Consider the following 17,089-nt stretch of genomic DNA (forward strand, 5'->3'; position numbering starts at 1 on the left):
TTAACAAATAATATAGTAATTGTGAGCCAAAATTATGTTAAGAACCATTAGCTTTCTTATATAAAAAAAGCCCTCCATTTCTGGAAGGCTTATATTTTCTAGTTGAAATAATTTAGAATTTGTATGCTAAAGATAAAGCTAAATTACTATTCTTAGCACTGTCATAATAATCATCTTCATCCTCAATATCAGCATTATCTGAAATTGGTGATAAACCGATAGTATAACGAAGATTAATAGAAAGATTTTCAGTAAAGTGAAATCCTGCACCTACATTAAATCCAAGATCTACAGATTTGAAAGCATCTTTAACATCTTCACCTTCAGATTTAGCAGATAATAAAACTCCAAGTTGTGGACCTGCTTCTACACTAAACTTCTCTACTATGTAGTATTTAGCTAAAACAGGAATGTTCAAATAATCTAATTTAACATCAAAATCTTCAAAAAATGGACCACCTTCAAATTTACTTCCTTGTGCAGAATATAAAAGTTCTGGTTGAATAGCAAATTTCTCAGCAATTTTGATTTCAGCAAAACCTCCAACATGAAAACCCACTAAAGATTTATTGTCTTCAACATTTCCGCCTGTGATAGTTGAAAGGTTTAAACCTCCTTTTACTCCAAATTTTGTAGACTGTGCATTAGTAAACCCAAATGCCATTACTGCTAGTGCAGATAAAATTATTTTCTTCATTTTATTTGATTTAGTTAAAATTAATAATCAAATATAAAACTTTACTTGGTAAAATTTAATTTGTTTTTTAACAAATAATGTAGTAATTAGGAGATAAAATTGTGTTAAATAAAATTAATTTGAATTTGCAATTTGTTAAGAAAAGAACAAATTATAATAAAAACAAGCAGTAGAAATTCTAAATGTGAATTTTATTAATTATTCAATCAATAATATAAAAACAATAAAATCATAATAATATAGTTTTACTTATATAAAAACAATTTTAATCTTAAACAAAAATTTATGAAAAAGATATTTTTAGCAGCTGCACTGTTCCTTGCAACATCGGCTACAATTCAGGCACAATTATTACAAATAGGTGTTAAGGCTGGGGTAAACTTCGCAAGTCAGACCGGAGATGCATTTCCGGAACAAGATTTTGACAAAGAAGGAATTACAAGTTATCATGCAGGTTTAGTTGCCGAAATTAAATTATTAGATCGATTTTCTGTTCAACCGGAACTTTTATATTCTACACAAGGAGCAACTTACAAAAATGCAGGTGAAGAATTTAAAAATGAATTAGGTTATATATCAATTCCTGTAATGGCTAAATTTTATCTAACAGATTCATTTAGTCTTGAAGTTGGTCCACAAGCTTCCTTTTTAGTAAGCGAAAAAAATGATTTTGATGTAGAAGATGGTGAAACTTTTGAGTTTGGACTTAATGCCGGATTAGGATTTAAAATTACCAAAAACTTTTTTGTTCAGGGACGTTATGGTCTGGGATTAACAGAAGCTTCAAAAACTGCAGATGTTAAAAACTCTACAGTACAATTGTCGGCTGGATTTATGTTTTAAAAATATATCACATACTTTTATAAAAACCGCTCTATTAATTAGCGCGGTTTTTTTATTTTTACATACTTGTGAAATGTTTTCTGTAAAATGTAAAACGAATTCAATTTACTTTAATAAAATTTAAATCATTTATGAAAATCTGCATTATCAACGGACCCAATTTGAATCTTTTAGGAAAAAGAGAGCCTGAAGTTTACGGAAGCCAAACTTTTGAAGATTATTTTGAAACGTTACAAAAGCAATATCCAGATATCGAACTTTCTTATTATCAAAGTAATATTGAAGGCGAATTAATTGGGAAAATTCAGGAATGCGGTTTTACTTTTGATGGAATTATTTTAAATGCCGGCGCTTACACGCATACTTCAATTGGTTTGGGCGATGCTATAAAAGCAGTTACAACCCCGGTTATAGAAGTTCATATTTCTAATACTTACGCACGTGAAAGTTTCAGACATCAATCGTATTTATCAGGAAATGCAAAAGGTGTAATTTTAGGTTTTGGTTTAAAGAGCTATAATCTTGCTATTCAATCTTTTTTGTAAAACGTTATTTAACAAATTATTAATAAGCTCAGATTTAACTTATTTTATTTTTGTTAGAGAAAAAGCTTTCATGAAAAACTATACACTACTTGCCTTTTTATTTTTTTCGATTTCAACCTTCGCTCAAATCAAAGGAACTATAACCGATGAGAAAGGTACTCCTTTGCCATTTGTTTCTGTTTTTGAGGAAAACACATATGCCGGAACAACTTCAAACGAACAGGGAAAATACCAACTGAACGTAAAAGAGATTGGCAAAAACAAAATTACTTTTCAATATTTAGGATTTAAAACTCAAAAAATCGCTGTTACTTCAGATTCAAAAACTATTATTTTGGATGTAAAGATGCTGGAAGAAAGTTTTGATTTAAACGAAGTTGTAATTGATCCGAAAAACAATCCGGCAAATGCAATTATCAGAAATGCGATTGCAAACAAAAAACAAAACTCTGAAAAAACCGCCCGCTACACTGCTGATTTTTATTCGAAAGGGATGTTTAAAGTCAAAGATTTGCCTAAAAAAATCCTCGGTCAAAAACTAGACATCGGCGATGATATGGCTTCTAATCTGGATTCTACCGGAACAGGAATTTTATATTTATCAGAAACGGTTTCGAAAATTACTTTTGAAAAGCCCAACAAATTAAAAGAGAAAATTATTGCTTCTAAAATTTCAGGAAATAATAAAGGCTACAGTTATAATACGGCCACTTTGTCGACTTATGATTTTTATGATAATACTTTAGAGTTTGGCATAAATCTTATTTCTCCAATTGCTGATAATGCTTTCAATTATTATAAATACCAACTCGAAGGAACTTTTTTTGATGCCAATAATCAGGAAATCAACAAAATAAAAGTAACGCCAAAACGCGATAAAGAACCTGTTTTTGAAGGTTATATTTATATTGTTGATGATAGTTTTGCTATTTATGCGATCGATTTAGATATAAAAGGATATCGTATGAAAAATGAATTTACGGAATCGATGACCTTGAAACAGAGTTTTAATTATAATTTAAAAAACAAAATCTGGTCGAAAAATGCTCAGACCTTATCTTTTAACGCCGGAGTTTTTGGCGTAAAATTTTCAGGAAAATTCAACTATGTTTATTCTAATTATGAATTTCCGGACTCTTTCGAAAAGAAAACTTTTGGCAATGAAATTGTTGCTTTTGAAGACAATGCAAATAAAAAAGATGATGCTTTTTGGAATGAAATCAGACCAATTCCGTTAACCATTGAAGAAAGTACGGATTATACGAAAAAAGACAGTCTCCAGACGATTCGTAAATCTGAAAAATACATTGATTCTGTTGATGCTAAAAATAACAAATTTAAAGTTTTAGATATCTTAATGGGATATGAATACAAAAACACTTTTAAGAAACATTCTTTTGAATATAAGGGCTTATTAAACATAGCTTCATTAAGTTTTAATACCGTTCAGGGTTTCAATCTTGATTCTGGTTTTTCATTTAAAAAATGGAATGAAGAGGAAGGAAAAAGTACTTCTGTAAGCACCACTTTTAATTACGGTTTTTCAGATGAACGTTTTCGTGTTACTGGCGAATTCAAACACAAATTCAATAATATAAATTACGCCGCAATTGGAATTTCGGGAGGAACAAAAGTCGCACAATTTAATAGCGCTGAACCCATAAGTAAGTTTGTCAATTCTATCAGTTCTTTATTTTTTAAAGACAATTATATGAAGCTGTATAATTTAGAATTTGCTCAAATTGATTATGCCCAAGATGTTGCAAATGGTGTAAATTTGAATGGAAAAGTAGCTTATGAACAGCGAAAACCGCTTTTTAATACTACTGATTATTCTTTCTTTAAAAGAGATGATTTTTATTCATCAAACAATCCGTTAGCGCCAAATGATTTTGAGACACTGGCTTTTGATCAGCATCATTTATTTAAAGCCACTGTAACGGCCCGAATTAATTTTGGAAATAAATACATTTCAAGACCAGACGGAAGATTTAATTTTAAAAACGACAAATATCCGACTATCTTTTTAGCATTTGAAAAAGCCTTTGCTGCCAGCGAAAAAAAATATGAATTTGAGCGAATTGGAGCTTCAATTCAATATGATTTATCATTAGATAATAAAGGAATCCTGGGAATGAATTTCAGAGCTGGAAAGTTCTTTAATGCCGAGAACATTTCGTTTATCGATTACAGACATTTTAACGGAAACGAAACTCATATTGGCACAAGCGATCGTTATTTGAATGTTTTCAACCTAATGCCTTATTACGCAAACAGTACGAACGACAGTTATTTCGAAATGCATTTAGAACACAACGATATGGGATTTATTATGAATAAAATTCCGTTATTGAATTTATTAAAATCTACAATGAATATTGGTTTTCACGCTCTGGCAATTCCGGATAGAAAACCGTATTCTGAATTTACGATTGGTTTAGACAATTTAGGTTTTGGAAAATTTAAGCTGTTTAGAGTAGATTATGTGCATTCTTATCAAAGCGGAATTCAGCAAAATGGTGTTGTGTTTGGCTTGAAGATTTTGAATGTGTTAGATTAAGGTGCAGAGTGACAAAGGTTCAAAGGGACAAAGGTTTTAAAACTTTGAACCTTTGAACCTTTAAAACTTTGAACCTCTACAAATGATAATCATCCGGTTCAATATGAATTAAGACATTTCCTAATTGAGGTATTTTTTCTTTTAAAGTATCTTGCAATTGATGCGATAAATCATGTCCTTCTTTTACAGAAATTTTGGCTGATACAATAGCGTGAAGATCAACATGGTATTTCATTCCGGCTTTACGGATAAAACATTTTTCTGTACCTAAAATTCCACTTACCATTAAAGACTTTACACGAATTTCTTCGACTAAATCATCATTTAAATGTTCGTCCATGATTTCGCCTAAAGCTGGCCTGAAGATTTTATAACTGTTGTATAGAATAAAAAATGCTGCAAAAAGAGCCGCCCAATCATCAGCAGATTCATAGCCTTTTCCCATAATAAGTGCAATCGAAATTCCAATAAATGCCGCTACAGAAGTAATTGCATCACTACGATGATGCCAGGCATCTGCCGCTAAAGCCGAACTATTGGTTTGTTTGCTTCGTTTCATTACCAATCGAAAAGAATATTCTTTCCAGATAATAATCGCTCCTAAAATATACAAAGTCCACGATTTTGGTAAATCATGCGAAGTTTGAATATTGGCAATACTTTCGTAGCCAATAATAGTTGCCGAAGTAATTAAAAAACCAACGACTAAAAAGGTAATTAAAGGTTCTGCACGACCATGACCGTATGGATGATTTTCATCAGCCGGTTTATTAGAATACTTGATTCCGAATAAAACCAGACAAGACGAAAATATATCCGTAGTCGATTCGATCGCATCTGCAATTAGGGCATAAGAATTGCCAAAAAAACCTGCTAGCCCTTTTAAGATGGCCAAGCAGGTGTTTCCAGCTATACTAAAATAAGTAGCTTTTATAGCTTTTTGTTCATTCGTCATTTGAGAATTTTATCTACGCTCTCACGATTTTTGCTCCAATTGCTCTTAAACGTTCGTCGATACGTTCGTATCCACGGTCGATTTGTTCTATATTTTGAATTGTACTTGTTCCTTTTGCAGAAAGTGCAGCAATCAATAATGAAATTCCCGCACGAATATCCGGAGATGACATTGTTGTTGCTTTTAGTTGAGATTCAAAATTATGTCCCATAACCACCGCTCTGTGCGGATCGCATAACATAATTTTTGCTCCCATATCAATTAATTTATCCACGAAAAACAAACGGCTTTCGAACATTTTTTGGTGAATTAAAACATCGCCTTTTGCTTGTGTTGCCACAACCAGAACAATACTCAATAAGTCAGGTGTAAATCCTGGCCACGGTGCATCGGCAATAGTTAAAATAGAACCATCAATATCGGTTTTTACTTCGTATCCGTCTTTGTGAGCAGGAATGTAAATATCGTCTCCTCGTCTTTCAATTGTAATACCTAATTTTCTGAATGTATTCGGAATCAAACCTAAATTATCCCAGCTTACATTTTTAATCGTGATTTCGCTTTTTGTCATAGCTGCAAGACCAATCCACGAACCAATTTCGATCATATCCGGAAGAATTGTGTGCTCACAACCACCAAGGCTTTCAACACCTTCGATAGTCAATAAGTTAGATCCAACTCCTGTGATTTTAGCTCCCATAGAGTTCAACATTTTACACAACTGTTGCAAGTAAGGCTCGCAGGCAGCGTTGTAAACTGTAGTTGTTCCTTTTGCCAAAACAGCAGCCATAACAATATTTGCTGTTCCGGTTACAGATGCTTCATCAAGCAGCATATCTGTTCCTTTAAGACCTCCTTCTGGAGATTCTACTCCGTAAAAGTGATCTTCTCTATTGTATCTGAATTTTGCTCCAAGGTTAATAAAACCTTCAAAGTGAGTATCTAATCTACGACGGCCAATTTTATCTCCGCCCGGTTTAGGAATATATCCTTTTCCGAAACGAGCCAAAAGCGGTCCAACAATCATGATAGAACCACGAAGCGCTCCACCTTCTTTTTTGAAAGCTTCAGTTTCTAAATATCCAACATTAACTTCATCAGCCTGAAACGTAATCGAACCCGGTTCATTTCGTTGAATTTTCACACCTAAATTACCCAACAAAGTGATTAATTTATTGATGTCAATAATATCGGGAATATTATTAATTTTTACTTTATCACCCGTTACAAGCACGGCACATAAAATTTGTAATGCCTCATTTTTTGCTCCTTGCGGAGTGATTTCTCCTTTTAAAGGAATTCCTCCCTCGATTTTAAAAATTCCCATATTTCTTTTTTAGGTTCTCAGGTCCTGAGGTTCTAAGGTTCTGAGCTAAAATCTTAGCATCTCAGCCCCTTAGCATCTTAGTACCTTTTTTTTACTTTTGATTATTGTTTTTCTGAAAAGGCTTTGGTTTTCCCGGACCTTTATTATTTTTGTTACTTTGAATTTTTGGTTGACCCGGTGGCGCGATTTTATTCGACATGCGTTTATTGGTACGCAATAAATCAGTGGTGTTTAAAAGCTCTTCTGTGCTTTGCAACAAATTGATTTTCCCTCCTGATAATTCAAATAAATGCTCAAAAATCACATCATCTTTTACAGTGTCTTTGTTCCAGCTTAAATATGATTTTTTCATGTGGTTGGCAATTACCAAAACCAATGCGTTTTTCATTTCGCCATCTTCCCATTTATTAGCAACATCAATCATATATTTGATATTGTTACCATAAAATCTGTATTTCGGAAAGTTTTGCGGATACTGTAAAACGTCTGGTTTTAACTGCAATACGTCACGCGACGGAATTGGATATGGAGAATCTACATTCAGTCTAAAATCAGACATAATAAAAAGCTGATCCCATAATTTATGTTGAAAATCCGGCACATCACGCAAATGCGGATTCAGACTTCCCATTACCTGAATGATGTATTTTGCGGCTTTATTGCGCGTTTCAGCATCTTCAATAATAGTGGCCTGATCGATCAGTTTTTGCAAATGACGACCATATTCCGGAATAAGTAAACGCTGTCTTTCAGAATTATATTCTAAGTTAAAAACAACGTCATTCGCGACTTCTTTTTTATATTTTTCGATCATAAGTTATAATGAAACTATACCTTCTATTGTAGAAACTTCTTTGTATTTCGCAATCACATCGTCTGAGCTATGCATTGTAACATCTATTGAAACACTGGTAAATTTACCTGTTTTAGATTTTGTTGTTTTGATAACTGCGCCCATATTGTCAAAAGCTTTTTCAACCCGCTCAACATTATCAGCTACCGAGGGCATTATAAACTTGTACAAGTACTCTGCTGGCCAAGTATTTGAATTATCCAACTCAACCTTTAATCTTTCGTAAAATTCGGCGGTGGTTTTTTCTTTATCGTTTTCCATTCGTAATTAAAAATAAACGCAAATATACGGTTTTGATTTCAGATTTTTGATTTTAGATTTTAGATTTTTTATGATGAATTGACAACTGATTTTTCGCCACTAATTCACTAATAGGCACTAATTATATTGAAGTGAAAGAAACTTAACCGAATTTAATATTTTGAAGTCAATCTATTAATTAAAATTAGCAGAAATTCGGGAAATTCGTGGCAACAGATAGTCGAAATTACGATTTGATTGGTGCAAGGCTTTCAAAACCTTATAGGTATTTACTAGACTTGCCAAAACATTCCCTATTCAAACTGGACTAAAGTCCAGCCCTACAATATTTTTTGAATCTACAATTCTTCTTTATTTTTGTTCCGGAGGAACAGTTTATTTTTTAGGGCTGGATTTTAAACCAGCACCATAATAATTACAAAAATTGCGAAATCATTCGCTCAAGGCAAAATAATCTTTTTAAATACAATTAGTTTAGGTAAATTTGCGCTTTATTTTACGAAAGTGCAAAAAGAAATCATAGTTCTCATTGGTGGCCCGGGAACGGGAAAATCTACTCTTATCAACGAATTAGTCGCTCGTGGCTACTGCTGTTATCCTGAAATTTCAAGACAAGTTACACTCGAAGCGCAACAACGCGGCATCGAACAATTGTTTCTGGAACAACCTTTATTGTTTAGCCAAATGTTGCTGGAAGGACGCATTAAACAATTTGAAAATGCACTTGAAGAACCTGAAAATGTAGTTTTTATAGACCGCGGAATTCCCGATGTTGTCGCTTATATGGATTATATTGGCGATGAATATCCGGATCATTTTACAAAAGCTTGTGAGGATTTTAAATATTCTAAAACTTTTATTTTACCACCGTGGGAAGAAATTTATCAGAGCGACACAGAGCGTTACGAAAATTTCGAACAGGCTTTAACGATACAAAAACACCTTGTTGATACCTATAAGAAATACGGCTACGACTTAATTGAAGTGCCTAAAGATACAGTTGAAAACAGAATTCTTTATATCTTAGATAAAATTTAGGCGTGTGTTTAAAGTTGCAAAACTAGAAACTGCTTTCTAAATTTTTTAACTTTAAAACACGATCATGTCAAAAGCGCAGGAAATTCTTTTAAAATACTGGAAACATGATAGTTTCAGACCGCTGCAAAAAGAAATTATTGATTCGGTTTTAGACGGTCAGGACACTTTTGCTTTACTCCCAACCGGCGGTGGAAAGTCAATTTGTTTTCAGGTTCCGGCCATGATGCAGGAAGGTATTTGTCTGGTTGTTTCGCCGTTGATTGCTTTAATGAAAGATCAGGTGGCGAATTTGCAAAAACGCGAAATTAAAGCCATCGCACTTACTGGCGGAATTCACACCGAAGAAATCATTGATCTTCTTGACAATTGCCAATACGGGAATTATAAGTTTTTATATCTTTCTCCGGAACGACTTCAGTCTGACTGGATTTTGGAGCGCATCAAAAATCTTCCTATAAATTTAATTGCCATTGATGAAGCGCATTGTGTTTCGCAATGGGGACATGATTTTCGTCCGGCTTACTTGAAAATTTCTGAACTTAAAAAGTTTTTTCCGAAGATTCCTTTTTTGGCTTTGACTGCTACGGCAACTCCGAGAGTGATTGAAGATATTAAAACCGAATTGGGCTTAAAAGATCCCATACTTTTTCAGCAATCTTTTGAAAGAAAAAATATTGCTTACATGGTTTTTGAGGTCGAAGACAAACTATATCGTGTCGAACAAATTTTAAAGAAAAACCCGCAGCCTTCTATTATATATGTACGAAACCGAAAATCGTGCCTGAATATGTCGACGCAATTGCAATCTTTAGGATTTAAGGCAACGTATTATCACGGCGGACTTTCGGCTAAAGAAAAAGACAAAAACATGCAATTGTGGATGTCGGAGCAAGCGCAGGTTATTGTGGCTACAAATGCGTTTGGAATGGGAATTGACAAGGACAACGTAAAAACGGTTATCCATACACAATTGCCTGAAAATATGGAAAATTATTATCAGGAATCCGGAAGAGCGGGACGAAATGGCGAAAAATCTTTTTCGGTTGTTTTAACAAATTCTTCTGACAGAAATCAATCGGAACAACAATTTTTAAGCATTTTGCCGGATAAAAAGTTTCTGAATATGATGTATGTGAAGCTTTGCAATTATTTTCAGATTGCTTATGGCGACGGATTAGACGATTCGTTTTCTTTTAAATTAAATCATTTCTGCCAAAAATACGACTTCCCTACTTTAAAAACGTATAATGCTTTGCAGTTTTTAAATCAACAGGGCATTATCACCATGTCTCAGGAATTTTCTGAAAAGATTACAATGCAGTTTTTAATTGAGTCGAAGGAAGTAATCAGATACATGAGCCTTAATTCTAATGATGAAGAAATTATTTTGGCAATTTTGAGAACTTATCCCGGAATTTATGAAATGAAAACGCCTTTTAATATTTCATTAATCGCCAAAAAATCAAATCATACCGAAGAACAAGTAGCTGCTGTTTTAGAAAAGTTAAGCGAAAAAGAAATCATTGAGTACAAATCGAAAAACAACGATGCCACGATTTTATTTAATGAAGTTCGGGAAGATGACAGAACTATAAATAGAGTTTCTAAATATCTCGAAAAACAAAATCAGCTTAAAAAAGACCAGATTTTATCTGTTTTACATTATATAAAGGATAAAAAAACCTGCAAGAATCGATTGGTTTTGGATTATTTTGGAGAAGAAACTACTGAAAATTGTGGTGTTTGTTCGTACTGTATTACTCAAAAAGGAAAAATTACCGATGCCGATTCGATTGCAGACAAAATTTTATCCTTACTACAAACAGCGGCTTTGACTTCGAGAGAAATTCAGACTCAAATAAAACTGGATACCAAAGATATTCTCCTGGCACTTCAGGAATTATTAGAAAACAATCATATTACCATACAATCGAATAATAAATACACTTTAAAATCATAATGGAAAAATTGAGAATTATATTTATGGGAACTCCAGAATTTGCTGTTGGCATTCTGGATACCATTATTAAAAACAATTACGATGTTGTTGGCGTAATTACGGCTGCAGATAAACCGGCAGGACGCGGACAAAAAATAAAATATTCGGCAGTAAAAGAATATGCACTGGCTAACAACATTACGTTATTGCAACCAACTAATTTAAAAGATGAAAGTTTTTTAGCCGAATTAAAAGCTTTAAATGCTAATTTACAAATTGTAGTTGCTTTTAGAATGTTGCCAAAAGTAGTTTGGGAAATGCCAGAGTTAGGCACTTTTAATCTTCATGCTTCTTTATTACCTAATTATCGTGGTGCGGCACCCATAAACTGGGCTATTATAAATGGAGAAACCAAAACGGGTGTAACTACTTTTTTTATTGATGATAAAATAGATACAGGCGCAATGATTTTAAATTCGGAAATTGCTATTGAACCGGAAGAAAATGCCGGGCAATTGCATGACCGATTGATGTTATTGGGAAGTGAAACTGTTATTGATACCTTAAAAGTTATTGAAAACGGAAATGTAACCACTACTATTCAGGAAGATAACACTGTAATTAAGACGGCTTATAAACTGAATAAAGATAATTGTAAGATCGACTGGACGAAATCTGGAGATGAAATCAATAATTTGATTCGTGGTTTAAGTCCATATCCGGCTGCGTGGACTTTTTTGAAAGATAAAAGCGAAGAATTAAGCGTTAAAATATACGAGGCAAAACTGATTTCAGAATCACATTCTTTCGAAATTGGAAGTCTGATTAGCTCTAAAAAAGAGATTAAAATCGCTATTAAGAATGGTTATGTTTTACTTTTAAGTTTGCAATTACCCGGAAAAAAGAGAATGCAGGTAGCAGAATTGCTAAATGGAATCACTTTTTCAGAAAATGCAATGGTCTATTAAGGCCAATAAAACAAGGGTATTTACCTGATTTTATGTAGTAAAGTACTTGCTTTATGAACAAAAAAAGCAAGTTATTAACAATTTTTGCTAAATTTAAAGAAAACACTTGCAAGGAACGGATTTCCTATTAAATTTGTGTATTAACAATTTTTTTTTTAACCAACAATTAATAACTAATTATTATGAACAAATCAGAATTAATCGATGCTATCGCTGCTGATGCAGGAATCACAAAAGCTGCGGCTAAATTAGCTTTAGAATCATTTTTAGGAAATGTAGGATCTACTTTGAAAAAAGGTGGAAGAATTTCATTAGTAGGTTTCGGATCATGGTCAGTATCTGCTAGAGCTGCAAGAGATGGTAGAAATCCTCAAACAGGAAAAACTATAAAAATCGCTGCTAAAAATGTAGTGAAATTTAAAGCTGGAGCTGAATTAGAAGGTGCAGTGAACTAAGTAAGAAAAGTTCCCTAAACTTATAATATAATTAAAACCCTCCTTACGGAGGGTTTTTTTGTACGGTTTATCGATTTTATTTGGGATTTTAAAAATTTTATTCCTAAATTTAATAAAAATTGTAGCCGTATGATTTCAGAAAAATTAAAAAAAGGACACCTGCTTATTGCCGAGCCTTCTATAATTGGAGATTTATCATTTAATAGATCGGTAATTTTATTAGCAGACCATAACAAGGAAGGATCAATAGGTTTTATCATTAACAAGCCGTTAAAGTACACTATTAATGATTTAATACCTGAGATTGATGCCAGTTTCAAGATATATAATGGTGGACCTGTAGAACAGGACAACCTTTATTTTATTCACAATATTCCTGAATTGATACCAAATAGTGTAGAAATTTCTAATGGAATTTATTGGGGCGGTGATTTCGAATCGACCAAAGACTTAATAAACGACGGAGCTATTAGTAAAAATAACATCCGTTTTTTCTTAGGATATACAGGTTGGGATGAAAATCAGCTCGAAAGTGAAATGCAAGGCAACTCCTGGATTATTGCTGATAACAATTACAAAAATAAAATTATTGGAAAATCAACTACTCATTTTTGGAAAGAGCAAATTATTGAGTTAGGTGGAGATTACGTTATTTGGTCAAATGCACCTGAAAATCCATATCTGAATTAATTTTCAGAGATGGATTCATTTAGTTTTTGTACTAACAAATGAGCCAGATTATTATTTGTAAAGTCTTTTTTTCGGTATTTACTTATCGGCTGTATTCCTGTGATTACATTTGTCAGAAATAATTCATCTGCTTTTTGAAGATCAAATGGTGAAATTACCTCTTCGCTTACTTCTATCCCTTCTACTTTCTTGGCCAATGCTAAAATTTGTTTACGCATCACACCATTCAAACAGCCTTCAGAAACTGGCGGGGTAATTAGTTTTTTACCCATTACCATAAATAAATTGCCTTGTAATACCTCAACAACATTTTTAGTATCGTTAAGTAAAATACAGTTTTCTAAGCCATTTTCGTGAGCAAAGATACTTCCGGTAATATTAATTATTTTATTAGTCGTTTTAATAGACGATAACAACTGTTTTGTTACGTAGAAATCTTTATATAAATCAACCTCATAAGAAGCTGTATTTATGCTATATAAAGTATTATCAAGTGAAGTAGCATGAATTAAAAATGAAACTTCATTTGTTTTTGGCAAATATAAACCTCCATCGTTTCTAAAAACAGTAATTCGGGCTCTTGCTGATGCTGACAATCCTTTTTCCTGAACCAGTTTTAAAACTTGTTCTTCAAAATATTCCATTGTAAAGTTCATCGGAATTTCCATTCGAACCACACGCATTGAAGACATTAACCTAAAATAATGATCTTCGAGAAACAAGATTTTGTTGTTGATTATTTTTAGTGTTTCAAAAACACCATCTCCGTAAAGAAAAGCACGGTTTTGAGTTAATATATTGTCGTCCTGTGCTGCTATGTTTCCGTTAAAATTGATCATAAAAAAACCCTGAATTTTGTTCAGGGCAAATATAAGTCATAAAATAGACTTTTACTAAACAGAACCTATAAGATGTTTTAGATCTGAGATCTGATTCTCCCACAATTGTTTAGCTTCTCCTACTTCTTCTTTTTCTGCGAAATCGACCACCATTAATGAGACATCTTTAGTCAACTCGTCGACTAAAATATGCAATTCAAAAAAGTATTCAGTATCCTTACTGCTTTCGTCAACCCATTTAAATTTTACTTTTTCACCTGTTTTTTTAGAAGCTAGACGTGCTTTTTCCTGCGAATCATTCCAGATAAACGTAAAGAATTCCCCTCTTGAATTCACATTATCAGCAAACCATTCTGATAAACCTGACGGAGTTGATATATATTGATATAATAATTGCGGCGAAGAATTTATGGGAAACTCGATTTCGTAACGTATTTTTGAATCCATGTGCTACTTTTAATTTTTTCGAAATATAAGAATATATGTCCAAAAACAATGCGTTTTTAAAAATATTTTTTTTTCTTCATTTTATTCTTGTAAGCTTTAATATTATTTCTATATTTGCACCCGCAATCAGGAAGTCATTGATAGCAGTCCAGGCGAGGTAGCTCAGTTGGTTAGAGCGCAGGATTCATAACCCTGAGGTCACGGGTTCAACTCCCGTCCTCGCTACAAGTCCCAAGCCCCATCCCAATGGGGTTTAGGAATTTTTTTTTAACTCTTACGGCTAGTAATTACAGTAAATCGGCAACCCTACCGACAACCCTAAAGTAATTACAACATGGCAAAAAATCTATTATTCAATTGCTCTTACTCTGAAATATGGGTACATCCGGAAAACTGGAAAACTCTTACTTCTCAAAAATCTTTGAAGCTTGATTGGTACGTTGAATGCAAATTTTACGATCCTTTATTCAAAGAAAAATATCCAAAAGGCTTTCCTTTCAGGAAGAAATTAAACCGCTTCAAAACTTTAGAGGAGCGAAAAGGAGTAATTCAAACCTGGTTGCAAGAAATTCCAAAGCTATTGGAAGAAAAAGGATATAATCCCATTACTAAAAAATTCATGATCGAACCAGCGAAAGAAGCTCGGCCAGAATTAGAAAGTATTTGTCCTGAAACTCCATTTTTGATTGCACTAGAATTGGCGTATCAAAATATTGATGTGGCAAAAAGCTCAAAAGATGATATCCGGTTAATTTTGGTCCATATAAAAAGGTCAGCAACGGAACTTAGATATGATGAGGTTCCAATTTCCGATATCAAACGTAAACACTTCCGATTTATAATTGATAATCTGGAAAGGAAAGACGGCAAATTTTCCGCTCACAAGTTCAATAAGTACAGAACCTATCTTTCTATCCTATATAATGAGCTGCTGGATTATGAAGCAGTAGACAGTAATATTATAAAAGATATCAGGAAAAAAGCTGCAGTTAAAAACATTCGCGAAACCTTAAACGATGAAGAGAGAAAAAAAGTAAATGATCATTTAAAAGCTGAGCATCCTTCATTCTGGCTATTTATGATAATCTTCTTTCATTCCGGAGGTCGAATAACCGAGCTGATGAGTGTAAAGATATCTGATGTCGATTTAAATAACCAGAAATATAAAGTTTTGATTAAAAAAGGAAAACAATATACATGGGTTGAAAGAATCATAAAAGATATTGCACTTCCTTACTGGCAAAAAGCATTATTTGGAGGTAAGAAAACTGATTTTGTCTTTTCTGTTGGATTAATACCTGGCGAAAATCAGATCCGTCGAGATCAGATCCGTAGAAGATGGAAAACACATGTCAAAGACAAACTTAATATTACAGCTGATTTCTATAGCTTAAAGCATCTAAACTTAGATGAAACAGTTGCGCAGCTTTCAATGAACGATGCTATGCGAATGGGTAACTTTAAATCAACAAAAATGCTTGAACAACATTATGCCATCGGTGAGAAAGAAAGACAGTTTGAGAGGCTTAAATCACTTAATAATAAATTTGCATAAACAAAAAAAGCGATCGTTACTGATCGCTTTTCTTATTATCTATAGTAATCTCGATTGTTTGAGACGGAATTCCTGTGATTGTAACATTACTTACTTTTGCAACATCTATACTATTTAGTAAATCTTGTATTTTTTGTTTAAGTTCTTCTTTATCTTCGCAAGATATCTCTTCTGTAAGTGTCATCAGTATGATATAACCTTTCATCTCATTAATTTTCAATAAATCAAAATCAATATTCCCAATTTCAAAACTAGACGATTTAACGGATTCGAAAGCATTGAACTTATACAATATTTTTAATAATACATCGTCGTTGAATTCATTATCACGCAAATTATCTTTGAATTTTACTGGCTTATCTAGCGTTATAACGATCTTATTTCCATTCATATGTGATTATGTTTATAGTTGTTATTCAAATATATAGTTTATTATCAAACCCTTTAACAAATAATCAAGTAATAAATATTATTTTTTTTTTTCAATTTTCATTACCCGACTTTCTCCACATTCGTCAAAAACCTTAGATGTAAATTGCTTCTTACCAAAAAGCCGGGTTTTAATACCTAAAAATTTCCATTCTCGACGTTCCCAGTAAGCAACTGCATCTGATTTATTTTCGAAGGTTCTATCTAAAACGGTCCATGTAAGCTTATTATCTTTAAAAGAAATGATTCCTTTCGTTGTCATGCACTTGGTAGTATCAACTACTACTTGACTTGATGGAATATTACTTTTAATCGCTTCAACAATGCCAGAAAGATCAGTTTCTCGCTTTGTTGTATCACGAAACTTATATGTTTGCGAAACAATACTCTCAATTCGGTTTAATTTTATGTTGTTTGCCTGAAGCTTTTTATTAAGATCTGAATTTTGAAACTTCAAATAATCTGCAATTTCATCTTTTGACAACAATTGACTGGCAAACTTAGTGCTATCCGCTTTTCTTAGCTGGCTGGAATTTTCCGATTGTCTTTCATTTTCCGATTTCTGAAAAGTATAATCCTTGTAAAACCAAACGGCAGCCAAAGCAATCAAAACGATTCCGATTGCTTTTAAATTTTGAAGTATAATTTTTAGATTCATATTTTAGTTTTTTATAAGTGGTGTGATAGA

General features: G+C 32.9%; 18 protein-coding genes and 1 tRNA gene. 10 read left to right on the plus strand and 9 right to left on the minus strand.

Going from position 1 to position 17,089, the window contains the following annotated elements:
• Positions 1–112: 112 nt before the first annotated feature.
• Positions 113–697: a porin family protein gene (locus EV143_RS19665; RefSeq protein ID WP_133509632.1), complete on the minus strand. Its 585-nt coding sequence runs from the start codon at positions 695–697 to the stop codon at positions 113–115.
• 285 nt (positions 698–982) lie between these two features.
• Here EV143_RS19665 and EV143_RS19670 point away from each other — a divergent pair, with 285 nt between their 5' ends.
• The 3 genes from EV143_RS19670 (at position 983) to EV143_RS19680 (ending at position 4,645) form a co-directional block, all read left to right on the plus strand.
• Positions 983–1,540, plus strand: coding sequence for a porin family protein (locus EV143_RS19670; RefSeq protein ID WP_133509633.1), 558 nt, complete (start codon positions 983–985; stop codon positions 1,538–1,540).
• 131 nt (positions 1,541–1,671) lie between these two features.
• Positions 1,672–2,085 (plus strand): type II 3-dehydroquinate dehydratase, encoded by a 414-nt coding sequence (aroQ, locus tag EV143_RS19675; RefSeq protein WP_133509634.1) that lies wholly within the window; start codon positions 1,672–1,674, stop codon positions 2,083–2,085.
• Between the two features lie 70 nt (positions 2,086–2,155).
• Entirely contained in the window at positions 2,156–4,645 is a 2,490-nt protein-coding gene (locus tag EV143_RS19680; protein WP_133509635.1) for a DUF5686 and carboxypeptidase regulatory-like domain-containing protein, read from the plus strand.
• 76 nt (positions 4,646–4,721) lie between these two features.
• On the opposite strand, the gene EV143_RS19685 is transcribed toward EV143_RS19680, so the two are convergent.
• From EV143_RS19685 to EV143_RS19700, 4 genes are all read right to left on the minus strand, one after another.
• Positions 4,722–5,600, minus strand: a complete 879-nt coding sequence (locus EV143_RS19685; RefSeq protein ID WP_133509636.1) for a cation diffusion facilitator family transporter — start codon at positions 5,598–5,600, stop codon at positions 4,722–4,724.
• Between the two features lie 13 nt (positions 5,601–5,613).
• The gene (gene murA / locus EV143_RS19690; protein WP_133509637.1) at positions 5,614–6,927 is read right to left on the minus strand and encodes a UDP-N-acetylglucosamine 1-carboxyvinyltransferase; all 1,314 of its coding nucleotides are present in this window, start codon (positions 6,925–6,927) and stop codon (positions 5,614–5,616) included.
• A 91-nt stretch (positions 6,928–7,018) separates the two neighbouring features.
• Positions 7,019–7,741, minus strand: a complete 723-nt coding sequence (locus EV143_RS19695) for a DUF4290 domain-containing protein (protein ID WP_133509638.1) — start codon at positions 7,739–7,741, stop codon at positions 7,019–7,021.
• Between the two features lie 3 nt (positions 7,742–7,744).
• Positions 7,745–8,041 carry a DUF493 family protein gene (locus EV143_RS19700; protein ID WP_133509639.1) on the minus strand — a complete coding sequence of 99 codons (297 nt, stop codon included), beginning with the start codon at positions 8,039–8,041 and terminating at the stop codon, positions 7,745–7,747.
• A gap of 504 nt (positions 8,042–8,545) precedes the next feature.
• Between EV143_RS19700 and EV143_RS19705 the strand changes: the two genes are divergently transcribed.
• From EV143_RS19705 to EV143_RS19725, 5 genes are all read left to right on the plus strand, one after another.
• Entirely contained in the window at positions 8,546–9,079 is a 534-nt protein-coding gene (locus EV143_RS19705; RefSeq protein ID WP_133509640.1) for an AAA family ATPase, read from the plus strand.
• Positions 9,080–9,143: 64 nt separating this feature from the next.
• Positions 9,144–11,039, plus strand: coding sequence for a RecQ family ATP-dependent DNA helicase (locus tag EV143_RS19710; RefSeq protein ID WP_133509641.1), 1,896 nt, complete (start codon positions 9,144–9,146; stop codon positions 11,037–11,039).
• Positions 11,039–11,986, plus strand: a complete 948-nt coding sequence (fmt, locus tag EV143_RS19715; protein WP_133509642.1) for a methionyl-tRNA formyltransferase — start codon at positions 11,039–11,041, stop codon at positions 11,984–11,986. The genes EV143_RS19710 and fmt overlap by 1 nt, the downstream gene beginning before the upstream one ends.
• 182 nt (positions 11,987–12,168) lie before the next feature.
• Positions 12,169–12,441: an HU family DNA-binding protein gene (locus EV143_RS19720; protein WP_042567273.1), complete on the plus strand. Its 273-nt coding sequence runs from the start codon at positions 12,169–12,171 to the stop codon at positions 12,439–12,441.
• A gap of 129 nt (positions 12,442–12,570) precedes the next feature.
• Complete coding sequence (locus EV143_RS19725) at positions 12,571–13,131, plus strand: YqgE/AlgH family protein (protein WP_133509643.1); 561 nt, start codon at positions 12,571–12,573, stop codon at positions 13,129–13,131.
• Here the strand turns inward: EV143_RS19725 and EV143_RS19730 are convergent.
• Together EV143_RS19730 and EV143_RS19735 are read right to left on the minus strand one after the other, a co-directional pair.
• Positions 13,128–13,970: an aminotransferase class IV gene (locus EV143_RS19730; RefSeq protein WP_133509644.1), complete on the minus strand. Its 843-nt coding sequence runs from the start codon at positions 13,968–13,970 to the stop codon at positions 13,128–13,130. The genes EV143_RS19725 and EV143_RS19730 overlap by 4 nt on opposite strands.
• Before the next feature lie 54 nt (positions 13,971–14,024).
• Positions 14,025–14,417, minus strand: coding sequence for an START-like domain-containing protein (locus tag EV143_RS19735; protein WP_026727620.1), 393 nt, complete (start codon positions 14,415–14,417; stop codon positions 14,025–14,027).
• A 151-nt stretch (positions 14,418–14,568) separates the two neighbouring features.
• Between EV143_RS19735 and EV143_RS19740 the strand changes: the two genes are divergently transcribed.
• Positions 14,569–14,642: transfer RNA gene (locus EV143_RS19740), tRNA-Met, on the plus strand.
• Positions 14,643–14,751: 109 nt separating this feature from the next.
• Entirely contained in the window at positions 14,752–15,972 is a 1,221-nt protein-coding gene (locus EV143_RS19745) for a site-specific integrase (RefSeq protein ID WP_133509645.1), read from the plus strand.
• 16 nt (positions 15,973–15,988) lie between these two features.
• Here EV143_RS19745 and EV143_RS19750 read toward each other — a convergent pair whose 3' ends face one another.
• Together EV143_RS19750 and EV143_RS19755 are read right to left on the minus strand one after the other, a co-directional pair.
• On the minus strand, positions 15,989–16,363 hold the full coding sequence (locus EV143_RS19750) for a hypothetical protein (RefSeq protein ID WP_133509646.1): 375 nt from the start codon (positions 16,361–16,363) through the stop codon (positions 15,989–15,991).
• 78 nt (positions 16,364–16,441) lie between these two features.
• Positions 16,442–17,059 carry a hypothetical protein gene (locus EV143_RS19755; RefSeq protein WP_133509647.1) on the minus strand — a complete coding sequence of 206 codons (618 nt, stop codon included), beginning with the start codon at positions 17,057–17,059 and terminating at the stop codon, positions 16,442–16,444.
• Positions 17,060–17,089: the final 30 nt, after the last annotated feature.

The sequence above is a fragment of the Flavobacterium chryseum genome, from assembly GCF_004362015.1.
Taxonomy (GTDB): domain Bacteria; phylum Bacteroidota; class Bacteroidia; order Flavobacteriales; family Flavobacteriaceae; genus Flavobacterium.